The organism is Morganella sp. GD04133, from assembly GCF_029835375.1.
GTDB classification, from domain to species: Bacteria; Pseudomonadota; Gammaproteobacteria; order Enterobacterales; family Enterobacteriaceae; genus Morganella; species Morganella morganii_B.
Genome location: NZ_JAODZS010000031.1, coordinates 22,235 through 46,462 on the forward strand (window position 1 = coordinate 22,235; position 24,228 = coordinate 46,462).

Annotated in this window: 20 protein-coding genes; 12 read left to right on the top strand and 8 right to left on the bottom strand. The window is 45.0% G+C overall.

Annotation, left to right across the window (positions count from 1 at the left end):
- Positions 1–20 precede the first annotated feature (20 nt).
- The 3 genes from N7387_RS15450 (at position 21) to N7387_RS15460 (ending at position 2,582) form a co-directional block, all read left to right on the top strand.
- Positions 21–914: a pirin family protein gene (locus N7387_RS15450; protein WP_279800120.1), complete on the top strand. Its 894-nt coding sequence runs from the start codon at positions 21–23 to the stop codon at positions 912–914.
- 173 nt (positions 915–1,087) lie between these two features.
- On the top strand, positions 1,088–2,104 hold the full coding sequence (gene adhP, locus N7387_RS15455) for an alcohol dehydrogenase AdhP (protein WP_279800122.1): 1,017 nt from the start codon (positions 1,088–1,090) through the stop codon (positions 2,102–2,104).
- 175 nt (positions 2,105–2,279) lie between these two features.
- Positions 2,280–2,582 (top strand): glycosyltransferase family 25 protein, encoded by a 303-nt coding sequence (locus tag N7387_RS15460; protein ID WP_279800124.1) that lies wholly within the window; start codon positions 2,280–2,282, stop codon positions 2,580–2,582.
- A gap of 393 nt (positions 2,583–2,975) precedes the next feature.
- Here N7387_RS15460 and N7387_RS15465 read toward each other — a convergent pair whose 3' ends face one another.
- From N7387_RS15465 to tssF, 8 genes are read right to left on the bottom strand one after another with little or no spacing between them, the layout of a single operon-like run.
- A complete protein-coding gene (locus N7387_RS15465) occupies positions 2,976–3,461 on the bottom strand; it encodes a DcrB-related protein (protein ID WP_279800126.1) in 486 nt (161 codons plus the stop codon).
- 26 nt (positions 3,462–3,487) lie between these two features.
- Complete coding sequence (locus tag N7387_RS15470) at positions 3,488–5,128, bottom strand: OmpA family protein (RefSeq protein WP_279800128.1); 1,641 nt, start codon at positions 5,126–5,128, stop codon at positions 3,488–3,490.
- Complete coding sequence (locus tag N7387_RS15475; protein ID WP_262860511.1) at positions 5,129–5,761, bottom strand: hypothetical protein; 633 nt, start codon at positions 5,759–5,761, stop codon at positions 5,129–5,131. It abuts the gene before it with no gap.
- Positions 5,755–7,104, bottom strand: coding sequence for a GlcNAc-transferase family protein (locus tag N7387_RS15480; protein ID WP_080694416.1), 1,350 nt, complete (start codon positions 7,102–7,104; stop codon positions 5,755–5,757). The genes N7387_RS15475 and N7387_RS15480 overlap by 7 nt, the downstream gene beginning before the upstream one ends.
- A 9-nt stretch (positions 7,105–7,113) precedes the next feature.
- A complete protein-coding gene (locus N7387_RS15485; RefSeq protein WP_279800132.1) occupies positions 7,114–8,118 on the bottom strand; it encodes a fimbrial protein in 1,005 nt (334 codons plus the stop codon).
- Positions 8,115–9,242, bottom strand: a complete 1,128-nt coding sequence (locus N7387_RS15490) for a type VI secretion system ImpA family N-terminal domain-containing protein (RefSeq protein ID WP_262862295.1) — start codon at positions 9,240–9,242, stop codon at positions 8,115–8,117. Before N7387_RS15490 ends, N7387_RS15485 begins: the two co-directional genes overlap by 4 nt.
- Before the next feature lie 34 nt (positions 9,243–9,276).
- Positions 9,277–10,293, bottom strand: coding sequence for a type VI secretion system baseplate subunit TssG (tssG, locus tag N7387_RS15495; RefSeq protein WP_262860507.1), 1,017 nt, complete (start codon positions 10,291–10,293; stop codon positions 9,277–9,279).
- Positions 10,293–12,170 carry a type VI secretion system baseplate subunit TssF gene (gene tssF / locus N7387_RS15500; RefSeq protein ID WP_262860506.1) on the bottom strand — a complete coding sequence of 626 codons (1,878 nt, stop codon included), beginning with the start codon at positions 12,168–12,170 and terminating at the stop codon, positions 10,293–10,295. Before tssF ends, tssG begins: the two co-directional genes overlap by 1 nt.
- Positions 12,171–13,119: 949 nt before the next feature.
- Between tssF and tssH the strand changes: the two genes are divergently transcribed.
- From tssH to tssJ, 9 genes are all read left to right on the top strand, one after another.
- Positions 13,120–15,888 (top strand): type VI secretion system ATPase TssH, encoded by a 2,769-nt coding sequence (tssH, locus tag N7387_RS15505; protein WP_279800136.1) that lies wholly within the window; start codon positions 13,120–13,122, stop codon positions 15,886–15,888.
- A gap of 17 nt (positions 15,889–15,905) precedes the next feature.
- A complete protein-coding gene (locus N7387_RS15510) occupies positions 15,906–16,502 on the top strand; it encodes a fimbrial protein (RefSeq protein ID WP_262860504.1) in 597 nt (198 codons plus the stop codon).
- Between the two features lie 55 nt (positions 16,503–16,557).
- Positions 16,558–17,331 carry a molecular chaperone gene (locus N7387_RS15515; RefSeq protein ID WP_045137601.1) on the top strand — a complete coding sequence of 258 codons (774 nt, stop codon included), beginning with the start codon at positions 16,558–16,560 and terminating at the stop codon, positions 17,329–17,331.
- A gap of 73 nt (positions 17,332–17,404) precedes the next feature.
- Positions 17,405–19,996, top strand: coding sequence for a fimbrial biogenesis outer membrane usher protein (locus N7387_RS15520; protein ID WP_279800139.1), 2,592 nt, complete (start codon positions 17,405–17,407; stop codon positions 19,994–19,996).
- Positions 19,987–20,577, top strand: a complete 591-nt coding sequence (locus N7387_RS15525; RefSeq protein WP_279800141.1) for a fimbrial protein — start codon at positions 19,987–19,989, stop codon at positions 20,575–20,577. The genes N7387_RS15520 and N7387_RS15525 overlap by 10 nt, the downstream gene beginning before the upstream one ends.
- Positions 20,578–20,777: 200 nt before the next feature.
- Positions 20,778–21,311: a type VI secretion system contractile sheath small subunit gene (gene tssB / locus N7387_RS15530; RefSeq protein ID WP_072869741.1), complete on the top strand. Its 534-nt coding sequence runs from the start codon at positions 20,778–20,780 to the stop codon at positions 21,309–21,311.
- A gap of 20 nt (positions 21,312–21,331) precedes the next feature.
- On the top strand, positions 21,332–22,837 hold the full coding sequence (gene tssC / locus N7387_RS15535) for a type VI secretion system contractile sheath large subunit (RefSeq protein ID WP_262860502.1): 1,506 nt from the start codon (positions 21,332–21,334) through the stop codon (positions 22,835–22,837).
- A 169-nt stretch (positions 22,838–23,006) separates the two neighbouring features.
- The gene (locus N7387_RS15540; protein ID WP_279800144.1) at positions 23,007–23,492 is read left to right on the top strand and encodes an Hcp family type VI secretion system effector; all 486 of its coding nucleotides are present in this window, start codon (positions 23,007–23,009) and stop codon (positions 23,490–23,492) included.
- Between the two features lie 172 nt (positions 23,493–23,664).
- The gene (tssJ, locus tag N7387_RS15545; protein WP_262860500.1) at positions 23,665–24,225 is read left to right on the top strand and encodes a type VI secretion system lipoprotein TssJ; all 561 of its coding nucleotides are present in this window, start codon (positions 23,665–23,667) and stop codon (positions 24,223–24,225) included.
- Positions 24,226–24,228: the final 3 nt, after the last annotated feature.

Here is a 24,228-nt window from a genome sequence, read left to right on the forward strand (position 1 = left end):
CTGACAAGGCAGGTGATACCATGACAGACAGACAAGAAGTCTTACCCCGGCGTATCAGCGCGCGGATTAAAGATGTCGGCGGCGTGCCGGTATCCCGTGTATTACCGGTAAAAGAGCGCCGTCAGATAGGCGCCTGGTGCTTTCTGGATCATGCCGGTCCGGCGGTTTTCAACGGGGATGACGGCATGAAAGTCGGGCCGCATCCGCACATCGGTTTACAGACATTCACCTGGATGCTGGAAGGTGAGGTGCTGCACCGGGACAGCCTCGGATCAGAGCAGATTATCCGCCCGGGACAGGTAAATCTGATGACGGCCGGGCGTGGTATCACACATACCGAAGATTCTGCGGGCAAAAATGCCCGCCTGCACGCCGCTCAGCTCTGGATTGCCTTACCTCCGGCGGACAGTGCCATCGCACCGCGTTTTGATCACTATCCGGATTTGCCTGTCTGGCATCATGACAAGGTGGATTTCACATTACTGACCGGCGAATATGGTGATCACCGTTCGCCGGTTCTGCATTTTTCCCCGCTGATCGGTCTGGATTTGCTGGCACAGCAGGCAACACAAACCACACTGGATACCCGGCCGGATTTTGAATACGGTATTTTTGTGCTGGAGGGACAGCTGACATACTGTGGTGAAATCTATACCGCCAATGAGCTGGTGTATATCGGCGGGGGATTATCTTCTGTCACACTGATACTGATGAAAGGCTCGCGGCTGTTGCTGCTGGGCGGCACACCGGTACAGGAGCGGATTATGATGTGGTGGAATTTTGTCGGCTACGATACACAGACCTTACAGCAGGCGGTCAGTGACTGGAATCGTGGCGATGCCCGGTTCGGCGTGATTGAAAATGAACGCCGTGAGCCGCTGCCCGCGCCGCTGTATCCTGCATCCCGTCTGTGACCGGCAATGGCGGACACACGCTGAATACAATATTTCTTATTAATGATAGCTGAAATCATTGGCATTCAGAGTGCAGTATTATTTTGCATTTCACGCTAGAATAAAACAGTTAATGGTCGTTATGTTGCTGAACTGAACATAACTTTTCTGTTGTTCTATCACTGAGGTGAACTATGAAAGCAGCTGTTGTCGCAAAAAATAAGACCGTAGAAATCAAAGAGAAAACATTACGCCCGCTGAAATATGGAGAAGCCCTGCTGAAAATGGAATGCTGTGGTGTGTGCCACACTGACCTGCATGTGAAAAATGCCGATTTCGGCGATGTATCCGGTGTGATCCTCGGGCATGAAGGTATTGGTGTGGTGACTGAAATCGCAGAAGGCGTTACCTCACTGAAAGTCGGTGATCGTGCCAGTGTGGCATGGTTTTTCCGTGGCTGCGGTCATTGTGAATACTGTAACAGCGGCAAAGAAACGTTCTGCCGTGAAGTTAAAAATGCCGGTTATACTGTGGACGGCGGTATGGCGGAAGAATGCATTGTCACCGCAGATTATGCGGTAAAAGTGCCGGATGGTCTGGATTCAGCAGCGGCGAGCAGTATTACCTGCGCCGGTGTTACCACCTATAAAGCGATTAAAGTGTCCGGCATCAAACCGGGCCAGTGGCTGGCGATTTACGGTCTCGGCGGATTAGGCAACCTGGCGCTGCAATATGCTAAAAACGTCTTTAATGCCAAAGTGATCGCTATTGACGTCAATGATAAACAACTGGCACTGGCAAAAGAGATGGGGGCTGATCTTACCCTGAATCCGAAAACGGATAATGTCGATGAGATCATTCAGAAAGACCTCGGTGGCGCGCATGCGGCAGTCGTCACCGCAGTAGCCAAATCCGCCTTTAACTCAGCGGTCGGCAGCGTCCGTGCGGCGGGGCGTGTTGTGGCGGTCGGTCTGCCGGTTGAAACCATGGATCTGAGCATTCCGCGTCTGGTACTGGACGGTATCGAGGTTGTCGGTTCACTGGTGGGTACCCGTGAAGATCTGAAAGAAGCATTCTGCTTTGGTGCCGAAGGCAAAGTGGTACCGAAAGTGGCAATGCGTCCGCTTGAAGATATCAATGCCATCTTTGAAGAGATGGAGCAGGGCAAATTTACCGGCCGTATGGTAATTGATTTTAAACATAAAAAATAATATTCATGTCCGTTATCTGCACTATGGTTCAGCCGCCTTTACAGGGCGGCTTTTTTCATGAAGTAACAGATTTATCCTCTAAAATCAGGCCGTCAGATACAGGATAATAGATATTATATAAGTGATAATATGATAGTAAATGGATTATTATCTTCGATAATGTCAGGATAAATAAATGGCTAAAATTTACTGGAATTTTGTTGATAAAGTTGTCTATATTAATCTTAAAGAAAGAACAGACCGCCGGGAAAGTATTGAGTTTCAGTTAAGTAGTCAGGGTGTGCCACCTGAAAAAATCATACGTTTTGATGCAGTCAAAAATGATGATGGTGCATTGGGATGTACGCTTTCTCATATTGGTGTCATGACAATGGCGGAGGAAAATAAATGGAACAATGTTCTTGTTCTGGAAGATGATATGATTTTTAATGATGATAATGAATCTCAGGAAAGGATAAATTATTTTTCAGCAGTCTGATGAGCACATCCTGGGATGCAGGCTTATTATCAGGAAGTTACTTCAAAATAAGTCAGGAACATAATTGTTTTTATCGCCTTTATTTTTCATATTTAGCGAATAGTTATATCGTCAATCAGCACTATTACAGTACGCTGCGAAGTAGTTTTCTGAGGTCAGAAGAAAAACTGAGAAGTGGTGTACACAGAGATCTGTATTGCCTGGATTTTTCTGGAATACCTTGATGGAAAAAGACAATTGGTATGCTATTTATCCATGTGCAGGTTATCAGTCAGTGTGTATGAGTGATATCGAACATGCAGTAACAGACAGAAGACATTATTTTATGCGAAAAATGGATTAATTAGTGACAGATGTAAAATATTCCCCTATTTCAAAAATAGGGGAGGTATATCAGCCTAATAATCCAAAGGTTGAATTTGGTGTGAAGCTGTTTAACACACGAACATAATGCTTACGCTGATACTCGGTAAACTCACCGGTACGGTTCAGAGTAAAAATAATCAGACGGTTATTGTTCGGGTTGGTATCTTTGTGGTAAGGCAGTTTAATCATAGACTGCACCTGTTGCAGCCGCTCACCTTCTTTCAGATAACTGTTGGCAATCTGCACTACCTTCATTTTCATCGGCCCCAGTTCATGGGTGATCATTTTTCCCTCTTCCTGGAAACCGGGTAAATCACGGGTAAAATTCGTGACTTCATTTTCACAAAATTCCTCAACCGTTTCATCCTGATCCAAAAATGCACGGTGAACAATAATATTATATTCATTCAGCGTAGGATCACGATAAATCAGAATGTTGATAGTATTATCAAGGTCAGGTGTTGATGTAATAAAACTGCCCTCAGGAATAATGTACTCGTTATTCTTACTCATAAATAATCATCCTCAAAAATATATAATTACTGATTTTCCTGATAAATTTTGATTTCAACACGGCGGTTTTGTTCTCTGCCATCCTGAGAATCATTATCTGCAATCGGATTTTGGGCACCTAAGCCTCTGGTAACAAAGTGGCTATCCGGAAATCCGGTGGATTTCTGTAACCAGTGCCTTACCTGTTCGGCACGGTTCAGCGATAAGTTAATATTGGTTTTATCACTGCCGGTATTGTCGGTATAACCTTCAATCAAAATTGTTATATCCGGATTTTGTTTAATAAATGTCAATACCGGCATCAGATATTCCGTATTTTCTTCCTTTAACTGAGAGCTGCCGATATCAAAAACAATATTTTTATCATGTGCCACATAGAGCGGGCTACGGGAAAACTCTGTAATTGATTTATCCAGTTTACTGATAAATATATCGGATGGTGTCAGTTCGATGATAAAGAAATAGGGCTTATCATGATGTGAAATAGCATCAGACAGACTTTTCATCTGCTGAATAATAGTAAAACGCTGCTGTAATGCATTGGGTGCGGTTGCATCAAATTCAGCGACCAGACGATTAACGATGGCATTACGCTGAATATTAAAATCCAGTGACCAGAGCAGACTGCCTGTGATTGCACCGGCAATCAGTACCGGAATAAGCAGTAATGAGTAACGTACTTTCTGATAAGGAACCGGTGTCATTTCAGCCGATTGTTTTCTTATCTGCGGTGGTGGTTCACCGGTATTAACCGGTAATGGCGGAAGCGTGAGATATGACGATATCCGCGGCAGCAACGTAAATTTTTTCTGGATCCAGCGGGACCAGGCACCGTGGCGGGTCGGGCCGTTTCCGTAATCAGAAAACATCAGATTGGTAAAACTGAGCACGCTCTCCGAAAACAGGGATTCTATTTCTGTCATCAGACCGGCTTCGTCCAGCCAGTTCAGTGTGGACAGTGCCAGTGCATTACGGTGTTGTGAGGCAATCGCGTGAGATTGCAGGTAAACCGTATTCAGTTCTTTGCGCAGCGCCGTTATTTCATCACGGAACGGCCGGGATGTTGTATCATAAAGATTAAATTTTCCGACCCAGATAGCGTTATCCGGGTCATGAGCAAGCCGCTGGTTGCTCAGGCGTGAATAAATAATTAAGGTACAGGGTATTTCCTGTTCAAACTGGTTTCGGGAAAACGAATTTTTCCAGCCCTGCAATTTATTCAGCAAAAGGATATCGGAATCATTGCCGTCCGGTAATATCGGGAAGATGGCACTGATCTGGTAATGACGGTGTTTCTGACGGATTGCCGTAACCTGTTTATGAATATCATCCGGTTTGTTTATCAGCATCCAGATAATCCGGTTATCAAACCGGAGAGTGTCATCCTCATCCTGCCGGCTGAACCAGGTTCTGGCATAAGGCCCGAGAATAAAGACAATTTCCGGTGCTGTCAGACGATCCGTTTCACCGTCATCCTGCACAACCACCTCTGAATGTTCCCTGATACGGACAGCAGAAATAACAGCAATGATAAAAAGCGAAATACATAACCCGCTCAGCCAGATAAACAGATGTGCTTTATCATAAACAGCCAGCCCGGCCTGGGTGAGGACAAGGAGACTGAATAAAATAATCAGCCATTTTTTTACAGCGGCAAAATTTTTCATTTAAATCAGGGTATCCAGTGTGTCACGAATATAGAGCCAGATAAAAATCAGAATCGATATCAGGCAAAGGATCTCTGCGGAAAAAATAAGCGGCATATTGACTGTCCGGTAACTCACCGGTGCCGGATATTCCGCGGGTTTGAGTATTTCCGGTGCCGGGGGGGGCACGGGATCAGCCACAGGCGGCAGCGGCAGCCGTTTTTCAAACAGCGGAATCACCGGTTTCAGTATGGTTTTGTATTCCGGTAATCCGGACAGCCGCAGCGTCATCTGATACGCAGGTAAAAAAATGGCATTACGTTTTACCGATGAAAAGAATGTCAGCTGTTCTGTAATATCAAAAGGTTCGCGGTCAAACCCGTAGAAATAATTTTCCAGTAAATAAGGTGCCCAGGAAAGCTGCTGGCTGTCTGTGTATTTCAGGATGATTTTATCCAGATAAATACAGAGCAGCCGGCAGAAATTTTCAGAGTGCTCAAAATAAGGATCCTCCAGTTCCAGACAATCACGGAACTGCTGAACAGACGTCGATAAGTTCAGTTGCAACTCTGATAAAGAAGGAATAATTGCCTCCAAATCAATAAGTGCATCAATACACATTATCTTATTAAAGACATCCTGACTGTTTACCATACCTTCTCCACTGTTTCTCCCCAGCCACAGTCCGTAAAGAAGGGAGCCAGCCGGAGTTTTTTAGGAATAAGATGAGATTTATCTTTCAGCTTTATTTCAAACTGATAAATGTTTTTATTATTAACGGATTCCTGTTCCGCAAATTCTGCGGTTGTCAGACGTTGCATGGCAATAAGTTGGTTATCTTCGCTGAATACACCCAATGACCAGTAATCAATACTATCGTCATTAGCCGTTAATTCGGATTTATTGATGTCAACCGTCTTGTAATAATCACTGTATAACTGAGATATCCATACATCCCGTGATGCCGGCATATGCTCAAAATAGGTAGGCTTGGTATTACTCAGCAGTGCTTTGTCCACCAGTTGTTCACTAAAAAATATCCCGGTCAGATATTCATACTCTTCCAGTGTCCGTTCTGTACCTAAGCAATATATTCCCAGGTTAATATCATCAGACTCCTGAATACCTAATAGCTGACGAACCCGGCCTTTTGATATTTTATCCCGTTCAACCCAGCTTTTTTCAACGACTTTTTTTTCTTTTTTCTCCGTTGTATGATCTCCCCAGATTCTGTCACAACCAGTACGGGTGTAAAAATGATACAGAAATATCTTATTGGGATAGATGACATCATAACCGTGGGTAAATGCTCTTGCAGACATCGATATCTCTTCCCCCAGAAAAAAGATCTGTGGGTCATTGGGAACATCAAGTACAAACTGACCTGCGGAAAAAATAAAACCACCGGCTAAAAAACATCCCCGGGTATGTTGTTCCGGATCAAGAAGAGAAACCGGGATAAATGAAGGGATATCAATGTCATTAAAATGATTAAATACCATTCTGGCAACGGCCTGATGGAGTTCTTCTTCTTTGTCTTCTGTTGCCGGGGTATAGCCCGGCGGATAGCCGGAAATAATCGGTTTTCTGAAATCGTTTTTCAGGGACAGATAGTATTCAATGAGTTCACTATCCCAATCCGGAATAAAACGGCAGTGAGAGTCTATCTGAAGAAAATAATCTTCATCAGTATAGTATTGTTCACAGCAATGTCTGGCCCAGCACGCACCTTTCGCCTGATAATATTGCACAAAATGAATATTTAGCGTTGCTCCCAGGTAGCTAAGGCGTATAACATCCGGGTTGTTTTCAGAATATTCCTTTTCTGTTGCACCCATATCAGTAAAAACAGAAAAGTCAGGTTTTTCATCCTGCCAGCACACAGAAATAAATAATTTTTCCGGGCTGGCAGAATGTTCAACCATATTCTTTAATGTCGGAATTAATTCTGAATCCCGGTAACTGGCTATACTGATAAAGATCGTATTTTTCATCATGCGTTTCTGTTATTTAACATCCAGGGTAATGATAGCGGATGCTCTGAATTCCCCCGGTGCCGGGTACGGTGTCCCATCCTGCTTTTTGAGTTCTGCCTGCCATCCGAAATTGGCTTTCTGTCCGCTTTTTAAACCAGTTTGACTTATTTTCGTTGAGTTATCGACCATTACAGGACTGCCCTTGTCATCTGTTATTGCTATGAACAAAGATTCTTCATTATTTTTACTGTCCCGGACTTTAATATATCTTCCGCCATTTATTGTACTATCAGCCTTTATTGAAGCGATGACACCATAAGAGCCATAATCTGTTTTGCATTCTATACCAAACTGCAATGGCTTTTTCACTCCCTGCCGGACTTCGGCAGCAACGACAGTACCAAAATCGACAGGTGACGGAGAATCGACTTTACATACGGGGGTACTGACAATCTGAACAGGATTCATGTAGTAAGTTGAAACAGCATTATTCTCAATGTTATTACTGCCAACTTCTCCGGCACTGAATAATAAGGCCTGCAGGGGATAGCTTGTATTAAGGTCGACGTTCCCTAATTTATAGAATGAGGCAATAAAGATCCCCTGCGGTGCTATGAAACGACTACCACCTCCCTCCTGTTCATCTGCAGTGTATTTTATATTGTATCTTGGTAACGCACCGGTAGGGCCGCCGGACGGTGCGGATGTCGTAAATTTTACGCCGATACCGTCGATTTTTGTTTTGTACATACCATCATAGTTAGGGTCGATATCAGGTACGATAATCGGACGATTCCCGATAAGAGTGGTAGAGTCACAGAAGTAGTGAACCGGCTGACTCAGCGCTGTAGATCTTATTTGCGCGATAGGTGTAGTCGAGCTAATCGGGGCATCAGCCCGTAATTCAATTACTGTAGCCGGCGTCTCCAATTTTTCGGTCTGATAGTTAGGTGGTTCTACAGCTGTACATACCGCAGCCAGCGCATTACCTGATATTCCCAGTGCGGTCAGCGCCGCCAGTAATTTTATTTTCATGACATATCCTTATTGATATCCAAAACAGCGAGCATGTCAGCAGGGAATAATTTACTGAGCTGAAGGAAATTTTTTCCCGCCGCTTCTTCGGCATATCTCAGCAGTAAAATAATCGGGTTACCGGGTTCGGTTTGCTGAAACCATGCACGCGCTTCACGGATCCTTTCGAGGGCATCCTGCCGGGTGTTAATGACTTTGTCACGATAGACAACCCGTTCGGTTGTCACTGTTGTGGTGTCGCCGTCAATCACCGTTTCTGTCGTGCTGCTGACAGAATCCGCTGACTGACTGCGGGTTTCATCCGCCGGGTCATCACCGGCAAACACTAATTCAGAGGTTAAATCGGCATCTTCAGCAGGAGAAACGCCTGCTGCCGGTTTTTTGCCGTTAGCCGTTAAATCTTTATTAAATAAAGAGAGCAGCTGAGTCAGGGCCGGAAGAGCCGGTGTTTCATTTTCCAGTGTTTCACGGGTCAGCTTTTTAATGGCGTCCACAATCAGCGCCGCATTATTCAGGGAAGCCAGTGTTTTATCACCGTTCAGACGCCATTCATTCAGAATTCCGGTGACACTCTCTTCCGCGAGGGCATTTTCTTCCTTCGGGATGGCAAAAGCGCGTTCAACGTCTTTGACCGTCAGTTGCAGTCCGTTAATTTTCGGCAGTGTCATCTGACGGAAATCCAGCATAAAGCCGTCAGTATCTTCCAGTTCAGAAATGGCATTTGCCCGCATAAACGGCTCAAATTCCCCTTCATCATACAGTTGAGGATGAATTTCATTCGGGAAGTCTTTCAGCAACTGATAAAGTGCGATCAGTCCTTCTTCCAGAGCAAACAGGCCAATCTGGCGGCTGCGGGAACGGATTAACAGAATAATCAGGCGGATATGCTTGCTTTTTTTCAGCAGTGTCAGACAGTCGCTTTCAATTTCACGCCAGTTAACCGGTTCTGTTGTTTCAACAAAATCACCGTATTCCGCACCCATTTTAGGTGCCATTTTTGACTGTAACGTAATGTATAACGGGTCATATTCGATACTTTCGCCGCAGACGAACTTCCCTTCCAGCGGTGTCAGGATCTCAGTGTAAAAATCAGACTGAAAAGTAGAATGCAGTTCTTCGCTCACGGTTATTATTCCATTATCTGTTAAGCAAGGTGATTCAGTTCAGGTGAGTTTCAGGATCAAAACTCATGCCGGATATCGGCTCGTCCTGTTTCTCCCGCGGCAGCCAGGCGGCGTAACCCAGCTGATGACTGCCGTCGAGATTGGCTTTCGGCACCGCATCCGGGGCCAGCACCAGCTGTACATCCCAGGCGTATTCAAAGCCAACAAAACTGCGGACCCACTCTTTAAGAATCGGCAGATCCTCTCCCCACAAACTGAAGCGCATATATTGTTCCAGTGTTAACGGCCCCAGAATCAGACTGAACTTATGCTGTCTGTCCTGGACGGTATTGCCGAGAATGGCACCTTCCGATAACAGTAATGAGGAATTCAGATCCCCCATCCGGGTCTGATCGGCGGTTTCGAGAAAAATCCACTGTTTGGTGAATTCCCGCAGTTCTACCCGGATACCAAAATAATATTCCAGCGCACCGGTCAGTCCTTCCGGATTCCGCGCCTCACGGATCAGGTGAGACGCAGAAGACAGGCGGGCATGTGTCGGCAGCACGGAGTGGCAGATTTCATCCGGCACCAGGCCGATAAGTGCGCCGATATAAAAAGAGAACCGCTCATCATCTTTGCGGTCGAGTGTGGCAACATCCTGTGAAACAAACCAGTTCCGGTAAAACAGTGACAGCGCGCGATGATGAAAGATATTGACAAAATCGCGCAGCAGCGTGTCCTGATGCTCCAGGCGGATAAAAGCCTGTTCGGTAAAATTGACCGGCATCGCACCCTGCGGTCCCCAGATCCCCAGACTGTAGAGATCGATGTGACACAAATTACCGTCGTGAGAGATATCCGCTATTTCACGCGGTGCAAAAACCATATTCGGTGTCTGTCCCAGCCGGTAAGGTTCCTGCTGGGGACGTGACGCCGTCCCGATAGGCGGCATATCGGGATATTTTGCCGCGACCGCACGCATCAGGCTGATAAAGCCGCTTTTCCACGGCTCGTTTTCGTCATACCAGTGCGACAGATCGCTTAACATATTGTGATGCAGATGGCTCATTATAAAATCCCGCGCTTGCCCGGCCGTGGTGTCCATTTGGCCACCAGGCCGCGCTGCATTGAGTGCAGTTCTGTCTCGGTAAAGACGTTAACTGCCGCATGGCGCGATAAGTAGTTTTCCATCACTAACCCGAATAAATAAGGGCTTAATCCGGAAAACCCGACTTCATCCACAGTCAGAATACATTGAACACCCCGGCCATAGACCAGTAATTCGTTGCCGGGCAGCCGGCGGATAACCGGTTTGGTTTTACTGCCGACCAGGCTGTCGATTTGTGTCATGGATTCCTGATCAGCCGGACTGACAAACAGGCGCAGCAGATTACGCAGGGATTCACCGCCCCGGTTGTGATCCATATCGTGCAGCGGCAGATAGTTAAAGCTGAGCTGACGGATAAGCCGCCAGGCAGATTCACCACGGGCAAACGGCGGATGCGGCGGGCTTGGCTGTGACAGGAAATTGGCGCCGTACACCGGGACGGAATCTGACAGTGTCAAATCATAGTCATTGCTCCGGTCGATCAGGCGGGGCAGGTCACGGTTAGTGACGAGCGCTTCCACCGAGAGATAACGGATATCATCATCAAACGGGGCTTCCTGCTGATCGACCAGGGAGATAAAGACTTCCGTGCCGATATACGGCGTCAGTGTTTCATATTTACGGCGTGCGCTGCCGCTGGCGCGGGTTTCCCGGCGCAGCGAGAAATAGCGGCCGAAGTTTCCGGAGTCACTGTGGCGTGTCTGATAAATCGGGTTGAAAACCACCTCGCTGCTGTTCTCTGCCTGTTGTCCCATCACCCTGTTGACGGAAAAGACTTCATAATCCAGCGGCCGGCTGCGATCCGGTACCACATGGAAATCATTCAGCGCACGGTTAATTTCGATTTTATCGATCCGTTTCGGGAACAGGTTAATGACCGGTGTGCAAAACAGCAGAAAACGGTCTTTATCAATGTGACTGATAAGATCCTGAGGAAAACGATCCAGCAGAATGATAATTTCCGCTTCGTTGGTGTCATTTTTGCGCAATGCCTCACGCAGATGATTGAGCGTGAAGAAATAAAAGCGCTGGCGGCAGGCAAAATATTCCTGAACCAGATTATGACCGTGGAACATATTCCACTGAACCGGCAATAATGCCTGATCCGGCTGTAAACCTTCGAAAGAAACACCGCCCTTAACAATCGTGGTATCTTTTTTCTCGCTGCCGCCGGTGCGGACAATCATGGCGACATAATGTGCATGGATCAGTTCAAAAATATGAGAAACAACGCGCTCATCACCATCGATATAAAATGGCAGTTTGTCGAGGTTTTCCAGCTGAGAGAACAGGTTGTCACCATCGAGTTTCAGTTTGATCCGCAGTGCGCCTTTCAGGCGTGAATACGATATCCGGTATTTTTCCAGGCTGGAAATATCCGGCGGAATTGAGGTCAGCCGGACATCTTCAATTTCAACCGGCCATAATGTCATATCCTGACTGCTGCGGAACTCACAGCGAGACTGCTCGCCCGGTAATAAACGGGTAAACATCTGGCTGTTCTTCGGAACGTGATAGCCGTTTGACAAATCCCCTTCTTTGGTATTGGGATGCAGCTGTATCACACCCATTGACGGAGTCTGGGCATTATAATTGGGGTAAATGACATCCAGAAAACGCTGGGTAAATTTCGGGAATTCTGCATCCAGTTTTACCTGGGAGCGTGCCGAAATAAAACAGAAGGCTTCAATCAGCCGTTCGACATAAGGATCAGCGACTTCAATACCATTCATGCCCAGACGACCGGCAATTTTCGGATGTTTCTCCGCAAATTCACCGGACATTTCTTTCATAAACGTAAGTTCCCGATTGTAAAAATCAAGAAATTTCTGATCCACGGATATACCTCTGAAAAGAAATGAGTTATGAAGGCAGTACCTGCCTTACAAAAATTATAAAAGATAAATATAAAAAACGCTGAATAAACCTCTGTTAAAAATAAATGCCATGCGCTCATACCGATATCGGATAAGTCTGTATTACCGTGTTATTACCGTAGTTACAAAGTAATAATGTAATTATTTTTTTTAAGTAAAAAGGCGTGAACATTAAATGATTAAAATGTGAAAATAAAATATTCATCGTTATTTTCATATCGTACCGCATTTTGTTACGTTTTGAAAATTAATGTCGGGTGATTGGGTTTCCAGTATTTATACGTATTGATAATTGTATTTTTAATTAAGATTAATCACGTATTTATTAGTATTTTTACGGTAGGAAGGAAACGTTCGTAATTACGCGGTCTTGTGTTTTTAGGCATTTGATTTTTGTTATTAAACACGATATGTTCATGCTTGTTATGAATGATTTTTTGTTTTTTATATTTTTTATTTGATTGATTTGTAAGTATTTTTATCAGTTATTGAAATAAGGCGTGGCGTAGTGCCGGCTATGTCTTAAGAATTATCCAAATTCATAAATTTATGTATGCTTATAGTTGTGTTTTCTTCTTCTGCGTAATAGTCTTCGTTCAAAAGACGCGAAGTGAACCTCAGGATAGTGTAGTGCATATAATGACAGATTTTGATTGTACAGGCTTAACCCGGGAATAAACTTAAGCAAAAATCTTATTGCTAAATGTCAATATCTGTTTTTATGATGTAGAAGCGTTTCTTATGTTTGCAGAAACGAACACTCTTATGTTTATGAATATACCATTCTCTGTGAATCTGATTATTTGTGCAGATTATTGAATGTCGCATTCAGAACATAACGTGTTTAAAAAATCGTACACCTGTTAAAGGTGGATTATTAGTATAAACAACACTTGATTAGGTAATAATTGTGGCTTTCAGCAGACAGAGTTTATTCGGCAAACTCGATACGACATTATTCCGGAGTATCGAAAGTGCAACGACATTATGTAAATTAAAAGGTAACCCATATGTTGAGCTTGTCCATTGGATGGTTCAGCTGTGGCAACAGGAACAGAGTGACCTCAGACAAATTGTCCGTCACTTTCAACTCGATATCCAGTTAATGGAAAAAGGAATGGAACAGGCATTGCTGCGGTTACCGACAGGTGCCAGCTCAATTTCTGATTTCTCCTATCATATTGAAATGGCCATTGAACGTGCGTGGGTGTGTGCGAGTCTGGAATATTCAGAAAGCGCCATCCGCAGCGGTCATTTATTGCTCGCCTGCCTGACAACCACTGAGTTGCGCCGGGCGTTATCCGCTATTTCACCGGTGTTTGACAAGATCCCGCTGGATATCCTGGCGTCGGATCTGGCTTTTATTACCAAAGATTCACCGGAAGCAGAGCAGAATGCCACGGATAACAGTGACCTCGGCGGCAAAAACAGCCTGCCGGGTGAAGCCAGCAATGCGATGGCCGGTGAACAGGGTAAAGCAACCCTGGCGCAGTACACCACTGACCTGACAGCGCTGGCCCGTGAAGGCAAAATTGACCCGGTTATCGGCCGTGAGCAGGAAATCAATACGATGATTGATATCCTGCTGCGCCGCCGTCAGAACAACCCGTTACTGACCGGTGAAGCCGGGGTAGGTAAAACAGCACTGGTGGAAGGGATGGCGCTGGCTATTGCATCCGGTAATGTTCCGCCGCCGCTGGTGAAAGTCCGTCTTCTGAACCTGGATGTTGTTGCACTCTCTGCGGGTGCCAGCATGAAAGGTGAGTTTGAGTCCCGCCTGAAATCAGTGCTGGAAGAAGCGGTTGCTTCCCCGGATCCGGTCATTCTGTTTGTGGACGAAGTCCATACACTGGTCGGTGCGGGCGGTAACAGCGGAACCGGCGATGCGGCAAACTTATTAAAACCGGCTCTGGCGCGCGGCAAACTGAGAACTATCGGTGCCACCACCTGGAGTGAGTTTAAACGTCATATTGAGAAAGACCCTGCACTGACCCGTCGTTTTCAGGTTTTACAGGTTGACGAGCCGTCGGAAGAGAAGAGCGTCGCGATGTTACGCGGCCTGGTGCCGATGCTGGAAAAACATCACAGCGTCTGGATCATGGAAGAGGCACTTCAGTCAGCGGTGCGTTTATCTCACCGTTATATTCCTGCACGCCAGTTGCCGGATAAAGCGATCAGCCTGCTGGATACCGCCTGTGCCCGTGTTGCGGTTGCCCAGAATATCCCGCCGAAGGATTTGCAGGAACTGCAATATAAAACGCAGACAGCATCATCTGAGTTATCACTGGCAGAAAAAGCACTGAATTTCGGCCGTGAAGACAGCGATACGCTGAATGCGTTACAGAATGATATTAAAACACAGACAGCACTGGCGGAAGAAATGGAAGCCCGCTGGCTGAAAGAGAAAACAACGGTTGCGGCGATTGTTGAGGTTCGCAGTCAGATTCAGGCCTTAATCAGCGGTGAAAAACCGGCTGATGTTCCTGTACCGGTAGTCGGTGAATCACACGCAACCGCAGCGGAAAACGGTGATGTTGCCGTGGCTGACGCTGAAGCCGTGGTACTCAGTGATAAAGAACAGCTGGCTGAGCTGCAAAAGCAACTGACTGAGCTGGAAAAAGAGCTTGAAACAATCCGTCTGAATCTGCGTGAAGATGCCGTTATTCAGGCAGAAGTTAACGCCGCGGTTGTGGCAGCGATTGTTGCGGACTGGACCGGGATCCCGGTCGGCCGGATGATGAAAGATGAACTGAATGCCGTTCTGGAATTACCAAATCACCTGGCAGAGCGTGTTATCGGGCAGCAGCATGCGCTGGATATCATCAGTGAGTCTATCCAGACCTCACGTGCCGGGCTGGCGGATCCGCGTAAACCTATCGGCGTCTTTATGCTGGTCGGGCCGTCCGGTGTCGGTAAAACCGAAACTGCGCTGGCCATTGCCGAGCAGCTGTATGGCGGTGAGCAAAACGTTATCACCATCAACATGAGTGAATATCAGGAAGCTCACACGGTATCGTCTCTGAAGGGTTCTCCTCCGGGCTATGTCGGTTATGGTGAGGGCGGTGTGCTGACAGAAGCTGTCCGCAGAAAACCGTACAGCGTTGTATTGCTGGATGAAGTGGAAAAAGCGCACCCGGATGTTCACGAACTGTTCTTCCAGGTCTTTGATAAAGGCCGCATGGAAGATGGTGAAGGGCGTGTGATTGACTTCAAAAACACCATCATTTTACTGACCAGTAATGCCGGCAGTGACCTGATTTCAAGTCTGAGTGCAGACCCGGATACGACTCCGGATCTGGACGGTATGCGTACCGCACTGCAGCCGGAACTGCTGAAAGTGTTCCCGGCAGCGTTCCTCGGACGTCTGAGTGTCGTGCCGTACTATCCGTTACAGGATGAATCGCTGGGCCGGATTGTCCGTATCCATCTGGATCGTGTCGGTCAGCGTCTGTCTGCACAGCACAATGCTGCATTTGAATATGGCGATGATGTGGTGAACTCAATTATCAGCCAGTGTTCTGTAGCTGAAACCGGTGCACGAATTCTTATTCGTTTCATCGAACAAAATATTTTACCAAAAATCGGTTTACATATTTTAAACCGGAACACGGAATCTGCAATTCAGAAGGTCATCCTGAGTTGCGATAATCAAAATGGATTTACCGTCACCTCTGAATAAGACACGGTAACCGTTTAATGGAAGGCAGTGAAGTATATAAATCATATATTAAGGATATAGATATGAACAAAATGAAGTTAGCATTATTAGTTGCTGGTTCTTTAGTTGCCGGTGCAAGCACCTCCGCTTTTGCAGAAGGTCAGGGAACAGTAACATTCACAGGTAAACTGATTACAGAAACCTGTGAAATTGTAGGTGATAAGGATCAGACGGTTGCCCTGGATGCTGTTTCTATCAAAACACTGGATGCCAGCGGTAAAGAAGGTGGTTTTAAAGCCTTCAATATCACTGTTAAGTGCCCGGTTCAGGCTAACCCGGCAGAATTCAACGAAGTCGGTATCCACTTTGAACCTGTCGGCAGCACAACGCCTTGGGATCCTGCAACAGGTAACCTGAAAAACAATACACAGGGCGGCGCTGAAAATGTGCAGATTAAAATCTACAATACCAACGATGGTGTTCAGAGTCATGCCAAGATTGGTGACGTAAGTAAATGGCTGCCGGGTTCTACGGGCGAACATATATTTAATTATGCAGGTGGTTACTACGCCAGCGGTGCAACCACTGCAGGGGATGTATCTGCTAAAGTTATGTACACTCTGGTTTATAAGTAATAGATGTATAAACAGAGCCATTACTGGCTCTGTTTTTTAATTATCTGAGGTTATTATGTTGGTTAAATTACTAAAGATGTTACTGACTGCAGCTCTCTTTTCCGGTTTTACCGGGGTGGCTCATAGTGCGGTTATTGTAGAAGGAACCCGTATTATATTTGATGGCGGAAAAAAAGAGCAGGTTGTCAGAATTAATAACAGAGACTTATCCAAGCCGGCACTTATTCAGGTATGGGCTGACGATGGTGTTGATGTTAATAATATTAACAATCCTGGTTTACCCTTCGTTATTACACCACCGTTAGTACGAATCGAACCGGGAAAAGGGCAGAGTATCCGGGTTATTTATAATGGTAAAACACTGCCTCAGGATAAAGAGTCGGTCTATTACTTTAATGTTATGGAAATTCCGGCTGAAAGTGAAGACACTAAAAATCTTACACAGCGATTAGATATTGCATTCAAAACAAGAATTAAACTTTTTTACCGACCGGAAGCTTTGCGTAAAGAGTCCTCTGTTTCTTATCTTGATAAATTGAAATGGAGTGTCATTAATATTCCCGGGAAAGGAACAGGATTAAAAGTAGAAAATCCATCCCCGTATTATATTTCAGTTTCCGGTATAAAAGCAAAGATCAACGGAAAAGAAACTGAATTAGACGGTGACATGATTGCTCCCGGGTCTTCAGCTGTTTATTCTCAAAATGAGGGTTCACAGATACTGAATGGAAATATAACGGATTTTACTTATGCAATTTTAAATGATTATGGTGCGCAAGTTGTAACAAAAGTTACTAAATCAGGTTCAGGTTTTGCCACCGTAAAATAAAACCGTTTAGTTTTAAAAGGATTTTATCAGGCAGTTAACAAGGAGTGTAACTGCCAATAACAGGGGTATTAGTATGAGACAACATCAATGGAGATTAATGCTCTGTTCTTTCTTATTTCCTGCCGTATCATTTGGCAATACTGCGTTATTGGCGGATGAAAATAATAGTTTTGATAATAAAGTAGAGTATAATTCCGATTTTATTCAGGGACTGAATATTGACGTATCTGACTATAGTTATGGTAATCCGGTCCCGGAAGGAACCTATACAGTTGATGTTATTCTCAATGATAATAACCGCGGGAAACGCAGCATTCTTTTCAAGAATATCACCAATAATAAACGGGCTGATGCGTGTTTTACCCCAGAGCAGATAGAAGCGCTGGGGATTATTCCGGACAGCCGTCTGGGTAGTCAGCCGGATGAAAATCAAAATAATGTCAGTGACGGCAGTACTTGCCATCCACTGTCTTATTATGTCCGCTATGCAAAAGATTATTATAATACCGCAGATTTATCATTAAATATCACAGTTCCGCAGGCCAGTTTGTCACAACAGTATTCAGATTATATTGACCCGTCCCGCTGGGATGAAGGGGTTACCACACTGTTTGTTGATTATAACCTGAACAGCTATCTGTCCAATAATAAAGTAGGTAATAGTAAGGATACTTATTACAATACCAATATTAACTGGACGGCAGGTTTTAACTATCAGGGATGGCGCTTCCGGAACCGCAGTAACTCGGTATGGTCAAAAAATGACAGCTTCAGTAATAAGAATATTCAGCTCTATGCCGAAACCGATATTACCCCCTGGAAAAGCCGTTTAACACTGGGGGAAACGTTCACCAATGGCCGTATTTTTGATTCCTACGGAATCAGAGGTGCGATAGTCGGTACTAATACCCGAATGCAGCCGGATTCTCTCAATAACTTTACGCCTATTATCAGCGGTATTGCAGACAGTAATGCCCGGGTTTTAATTCGTCAGAATAATTACACTATTTATGAAACAACAGTAACGCCGGGGCCATTTGAAATTAAAAACTATGGTGCAGTGGGGACTAACGGAACATTGCAGATGGTTATTATTGAAGCTGACGGCAGTGAAAAAGTCCGGGATATTGTTTTCTCCGCGCCGCCGATGATGCTACATCCGGATACCATACAATACTCACTCTCTGTAGGGGAATTACGCGATAATTCGTCCAGCAGTTCACCTGTGGTGGCAGAAGGTGAATTCCTGCAGGGGATCAATAACTTTTTAACCTGGTATACAGGTTTCCAGTTATCAGAAAACTATAAAGCTGTGGCTATCGGTAATGCACTGAATACCCCGCTTGGCGGGATTTCAGTCGATATGACACACGCCCGCAGTGATCTGAAAGATGAATCTCAGTCAGGTGAGTCTTTCCGTATCAGTTACAGTCGTTTGTTTGAAGATACAGATACTAACCTTATTGTATCCAGCTACCGTTACTCAAATGATGGTTATCTTAATTTCCGTGATGCGACAATGATCCGCGATCGCGGGGAAAACTATGATGACCAGAAACGGGATGACGAGGGCAGGTTAATTAATAATTATTTTGGAGTCAGAGCCAAAAACCAATACTCAATTAACCTGAATCAGCGTTTATGGGGTAACAGCTCAGTGTCTGTGATGGGTAACTACTACGATTACTGGACAGATCGTTCGCCGTCATCACAGTGGAGTGTTTCTTATCAGCAAAGCCTGAACTATTTCTCCTATAGTCTGGCCTATCAGCGCGCTAAGACCGGTGCAAACAGTTATGACGACACCTATATGGTTAATGTCAATATTCCGTTCAACAGAGGAATTGACTACCAGCCGTTGTTCAGCAGTTTGTCGTTAATGACAACCCGCAATGCGGATGGTAATACGGCGTTCCAGACATCTGTTTCCGGCAGTCAGGGAGACCAGAGTGAGCTGAGTTATAATCTCGGTGCAACAGCGAATTCACATTCTGAGGCCAGTGATCGTCTGAACGGGTCGGCTAACTACCGGACATCCATCGGGAATTATGGCGTTACAGCATCGATGGATAACAAATCAAACCGTCAGGCCTCTGTGTCAGCCAACGGTAGTATTGTTGCCCATCCCGGCGGTGTAACGCTCGGACCGTCTGTAGGTACTTCAGCATTTGCCATTATTGAAGCGCAGGGTGCGGAAGGTACAACGGCGCTGAATGGCACCGGCAGTAAGGTGGATGGCAGAGGTTACGCCATTGTTCCTCACCTTACTCCATACAGAGAAAACCAGGTCGGGCTCGATGCGAGTAAAGCCGGACCGGATGTTGACCTGATAGATGACCAGGTTGTGGTGATTCCGCGTGATGGTTCAGCCATTGCTGTGAAAATTAAAACCAATGTCGGTAAACCTGTTGTCCTGATTGTGAGAGGCAGAGACGGTAACTTCCTGCCAATCGGAACCAATATTTATGGCGGTGACGGTGAATATCAGACCATTGTCGGTCAGGCCGGAATGGCCTACCTGCGGGGTTGGGATGGCAGCAGCGGTGCATTATCTGCTAAATCAGGTACTGTCGGTGAGTGTGTGATTAATCCGGAAGCGGCTATTGCACAGAAAATATCGGCTGCCGGTGACTCGGTGGTTCAGGTGGAGGTTAAATGTATTTAATCAATATATTCAAGAAATGCGGAATATCATTATTCTCCGGCGCAATATCTTTATTTACGCTTTTAGGAATATTTACATACGCCAACGCAGAAATTATATGTGATAATTGTCAAATGAACGTTGAGTTCAAGGGAATTTATCAACAGAATACATGTGATATTTCGGTTAATGGTGCATCGGCAAATGAAACAGTCGTATTACCGACAATTTCATACAAGACATTATCTTCACCGGGAAAGGAAGCCGGAGGTACCTTATTTACTGTTGCATTGAAAGATTGTCCGACGGAGGTTGAAGTAAATCTTTTTTTCAAAAGCTTTGCGGGTAATTTAAATCCTGTGACAGAAAATCTGATAAACAAAACAGGTGCCGGATCTGCAAAAAACATTGAACTTAGACTTCGTGATGCATCGTCAAAGCATATTGCGATTGATAATCCGGCATCAATGCAAGTATACGATATACCAAGTACGAATTCCTCGGTATCTAAGAATTATTACGTATCTTATTATGCCGGAGGAAACGCTGTATCTGCAGGTAATGTGGAAGCTAAAACAGTATTAGAAGTTATTTATAAATAGTCGTGATGTTTATATAAACATAATATGTTCACGAGAAGCGGAATTATCTCAGTTTATATTCAGTAATAATGTTTAATATGTAATAACGCCTTTACTCATCGGCCTGGTGTTAAATTTCTGGCTAATGAAAGCGGCTAATTTGAGTGAAGTAATATTAGTAATTTTACTAATCAAATTAAACAAAAAAAGAGAAACACGGTATGAGAATTAATAACGGTAGTGCTCAGAAGTTCATAGCAAGAAACCGCGCTCCCCGCGTGCAGATTGAATATGACGTCGAAATTTACGGTAGTGAGAAAAAAATAGAATTGCCATTCGTAATGGGTGTATTAGCTGATTTGTCCGGTAAACCACTGGAACCGCTTCCGCCGGTTACAGACAGAAAATTCCTGAGCATCGATATTGATAATTTCGATGATCGCATGAAGAGCATGAAGCCGCGTGTGGCTTTTGCTGTACCGAATACGTTAACCGGCGACGGTCAGCTGATGGTCGATATTACATTTGAAAGCATGGATGATTTTGCGCCGGATGCGATTGCCCGCAAAATCGAGCCACTGGCTGAGCTGCTGGAAGCACGCACTCAGTTAACTAACCTGCAAACCTACATGGATGGTAAGGCAGGGGCGGAAGGTCTGATCATGCAAATCCTGCAGGATAAAGAACTGCTGAAAACCCTGGCGTCTGCACCTAAGCGTGAAGACAAAGTTTCAGATCCGTCTCAGGACGATTAAGAATTGTAGGTGACAGAGATATGTTAGCTCAAAATACTCAGAAAAATGCCGGCGCAAAAACAACGCAGACGCATGAACAAAGTGATTTCAGCTCCCTGCTCGCACAGGAGTTTAAATCAAAAACTGAACAGTCCAAAACGGCGGTTCAGAATGCAGTGAAAACGCTGGCTGAACAAGCCCTGGCGAACTCTATTACGATTTCCTATGACGCGTATAAAAATATCGAGTCTATTATTGCGGAAATCGATCTGAAGATGTCAGAACAGATTAACCTGATTCTGCATCACAAAGAGTTCCAGCAGCTGGAAAGTGCATGGCGCGGCCTGCATTACCTGGTCAATAACACCGAAACCGACGAGAAACTGAAATTACGTTTCATGGATATCTCCAAGGATGAACTGCGCCGTAACATGAAACGCTATAAAGGCGTGGCATGGGATCAGAGCCCGCTGTTCAAACAGGTTTATGAAGAAGAATATGGCCAGTTAGGTGGCGAGCCGTACGGCTGCCTGGTTGCTGACTACTATTTCGATCATACTCCGCCGGATGTTGATCTGCTGGGGTCTATCGCGAAAGTCGCTGCGTCTGCACACGTACCGTTTATCACCGGTGCTTCTCCGTCTGTTATGCAGATGGATTCCTGGCAGGAGCTGTCCAACCCGCGTGACCTGACTAAAATCTTTACCCAGAACCTGGAATATGCAGCATGGAACTCACTGCGCCAGTCTGAGGATGCCCGTTATATCGGTCTGGCCATGCCGCGCTTCCTGGCGCGCCTGCCATACGGTATCCGTACCAACCCAGTTGACGAGTTTGATTTTGAAGAAACCACTGACGGTTCTGATCACAGCAAATATGCATGGTCAAACGCGGCATATGCCATGGCTGTGAATATCAACCGCTCATTCAAACATTTTGGCTGGTGTACGCTTATCCGCGGTGTGGAAAGTGGCGGTGTGGTGGAAAATCTGCCGTGCCATACTTTCCCGAGTGATGACGGCGGCGTGGACATGAAATGTCCGACAGAAATTGCGATTTCTGATCGCCGTGAAGCAGAACTGTCCAAAAATGGTTTCATTCCGTTAATTCACCGTAAAAACACAGACTATGCCGCGTTTATCGGCGCGCAGTCTCTGCAGAAACCTGCGGAATATTATGATCCGGATGCAACAGCTAACGCCAACCTGTCAGCACGTCTGCCATACATGTTTGCCTGCTCCCGTTTCGCGCATTATCTGAAATGTATCGTCCGTGACAAGATCGGTTCATTCAAAGAGCGTGATGATATGCAGAAATGGCTGAATGACTGGGTGATGAATTACGTTGACGGAGATCCGGCTAACTCTTCCCAGGAAACGAAAGCACGCCGTCCGCTGGCTGCCGCAGAAGTGGTGGTTGAGGATGTGGAAGGAAATCCGGGTTACTACCAGGCGAAATTCTTCCTGCGTCCGCACTTCCAGCTGGAAGGTCTGACTGTTTCTTTACGTATGGTCGCTAAATTACCGTCACTGAAAGGTGCAGCGTAATCGCGTCCTGAAACAATATTCCCCCGCTTCATAAAGGGAACAGCAGTTCATTGCCGGTGAGAACCATAAGGATATTAGGTCCGATACCCGGCATAACACAAGTGGTAACCACAGGGTGTGGTTACCTGTCAAAGCAATTTGATTAATGCATTAATAAGAGGAAATACAGATGGCTCAAGATATGTTTTTAAGAATCGCAGGCATCGATGGTGAAGCACTGGATAACGCACACAAGGATGAAATTGAAGTTCTGTCATGGCGCTGGGGTGTGAATCAGCAGTCCAACATGCACAGTGGTTCAGGCGGCGGTTCCGGTAAAGCAACTGTGGAAGACTTCACATTTGTTCACTATACCGATAAAGCAAGCCCGAACCTGCTGAGCTACTGCTTATCTGGTAAACACATCAAAGACATCCAGTTTACTGTCCGTAAAGCGGGTGGTACTCCGCTGGAATACCTGATTATCAAATTCACTGATGTTATCATCACTGATGTTGCGATGCAGGGCTCTATCGAAGACGAAAGCCGTCCGCGTGAAGTGGTTAAATTCTCCTTCACTAAGATGACTCAGGAATATGTTATCCAGAATGCTGAAGGTAACAAAGCAGGTACTATTGCAGCTACCTACGATGTTAAAGCTAACCTGATCGGCTGATAACATTTTATATCGGAATAAAACCTGCTGTTTCAGGACAGCAGGTTTTTATCCCCGATAATTATTTTTATACATATTTAATTGTTTGCAATTTTTAGTGGCGGACAATATTATTTAATTATTCTTAGTTGTTTATACATATCAGCATTTTCATAATGCCAGGCATGGTTATATGTCCGATAATACAGAAAAAAATCATACCATTTTTAAGGTAACTAATATCCTGTGTGCTCTGGTAATATCCTTTCTGATAACCGGGTGCAGTTTTTTCAGTACTTCAAAATCAACCCCGTCTGAAACTAAGTCTGAATCAGAACTAAAAATTAGTTTGGTGGCCAGCGCTGAAATCAATAAAAGTAAAAACCAATTGCCATCACCACTGAATGTATTTGTTTATGCTGTTAAATCAAAACAATCATTTTTAAGTACGGATTATTTAACCTATTTATACAAAAATCAACCTAATCCTGAAAATGAAATGCTTATTCTGGAATATATTATCAGGCCGGGCGAAACAAAAACAATTGATTATAAAATTAATTCAGATTTTCCCTATATCGGGGTGATCGCAGCGTATAAAGATATCAATAATGCTAAATGGAGCGCCGTATATCCGTTGTCAGATTTGCGCGGCGCAACATGGACTGAAAAGTACATTTTATTTACCGGGCCTGAACATGAAATTAAAGTCTTATTTTCAAATTCAGTTGTGTCAATCAAAGAGAATGGATGAGTT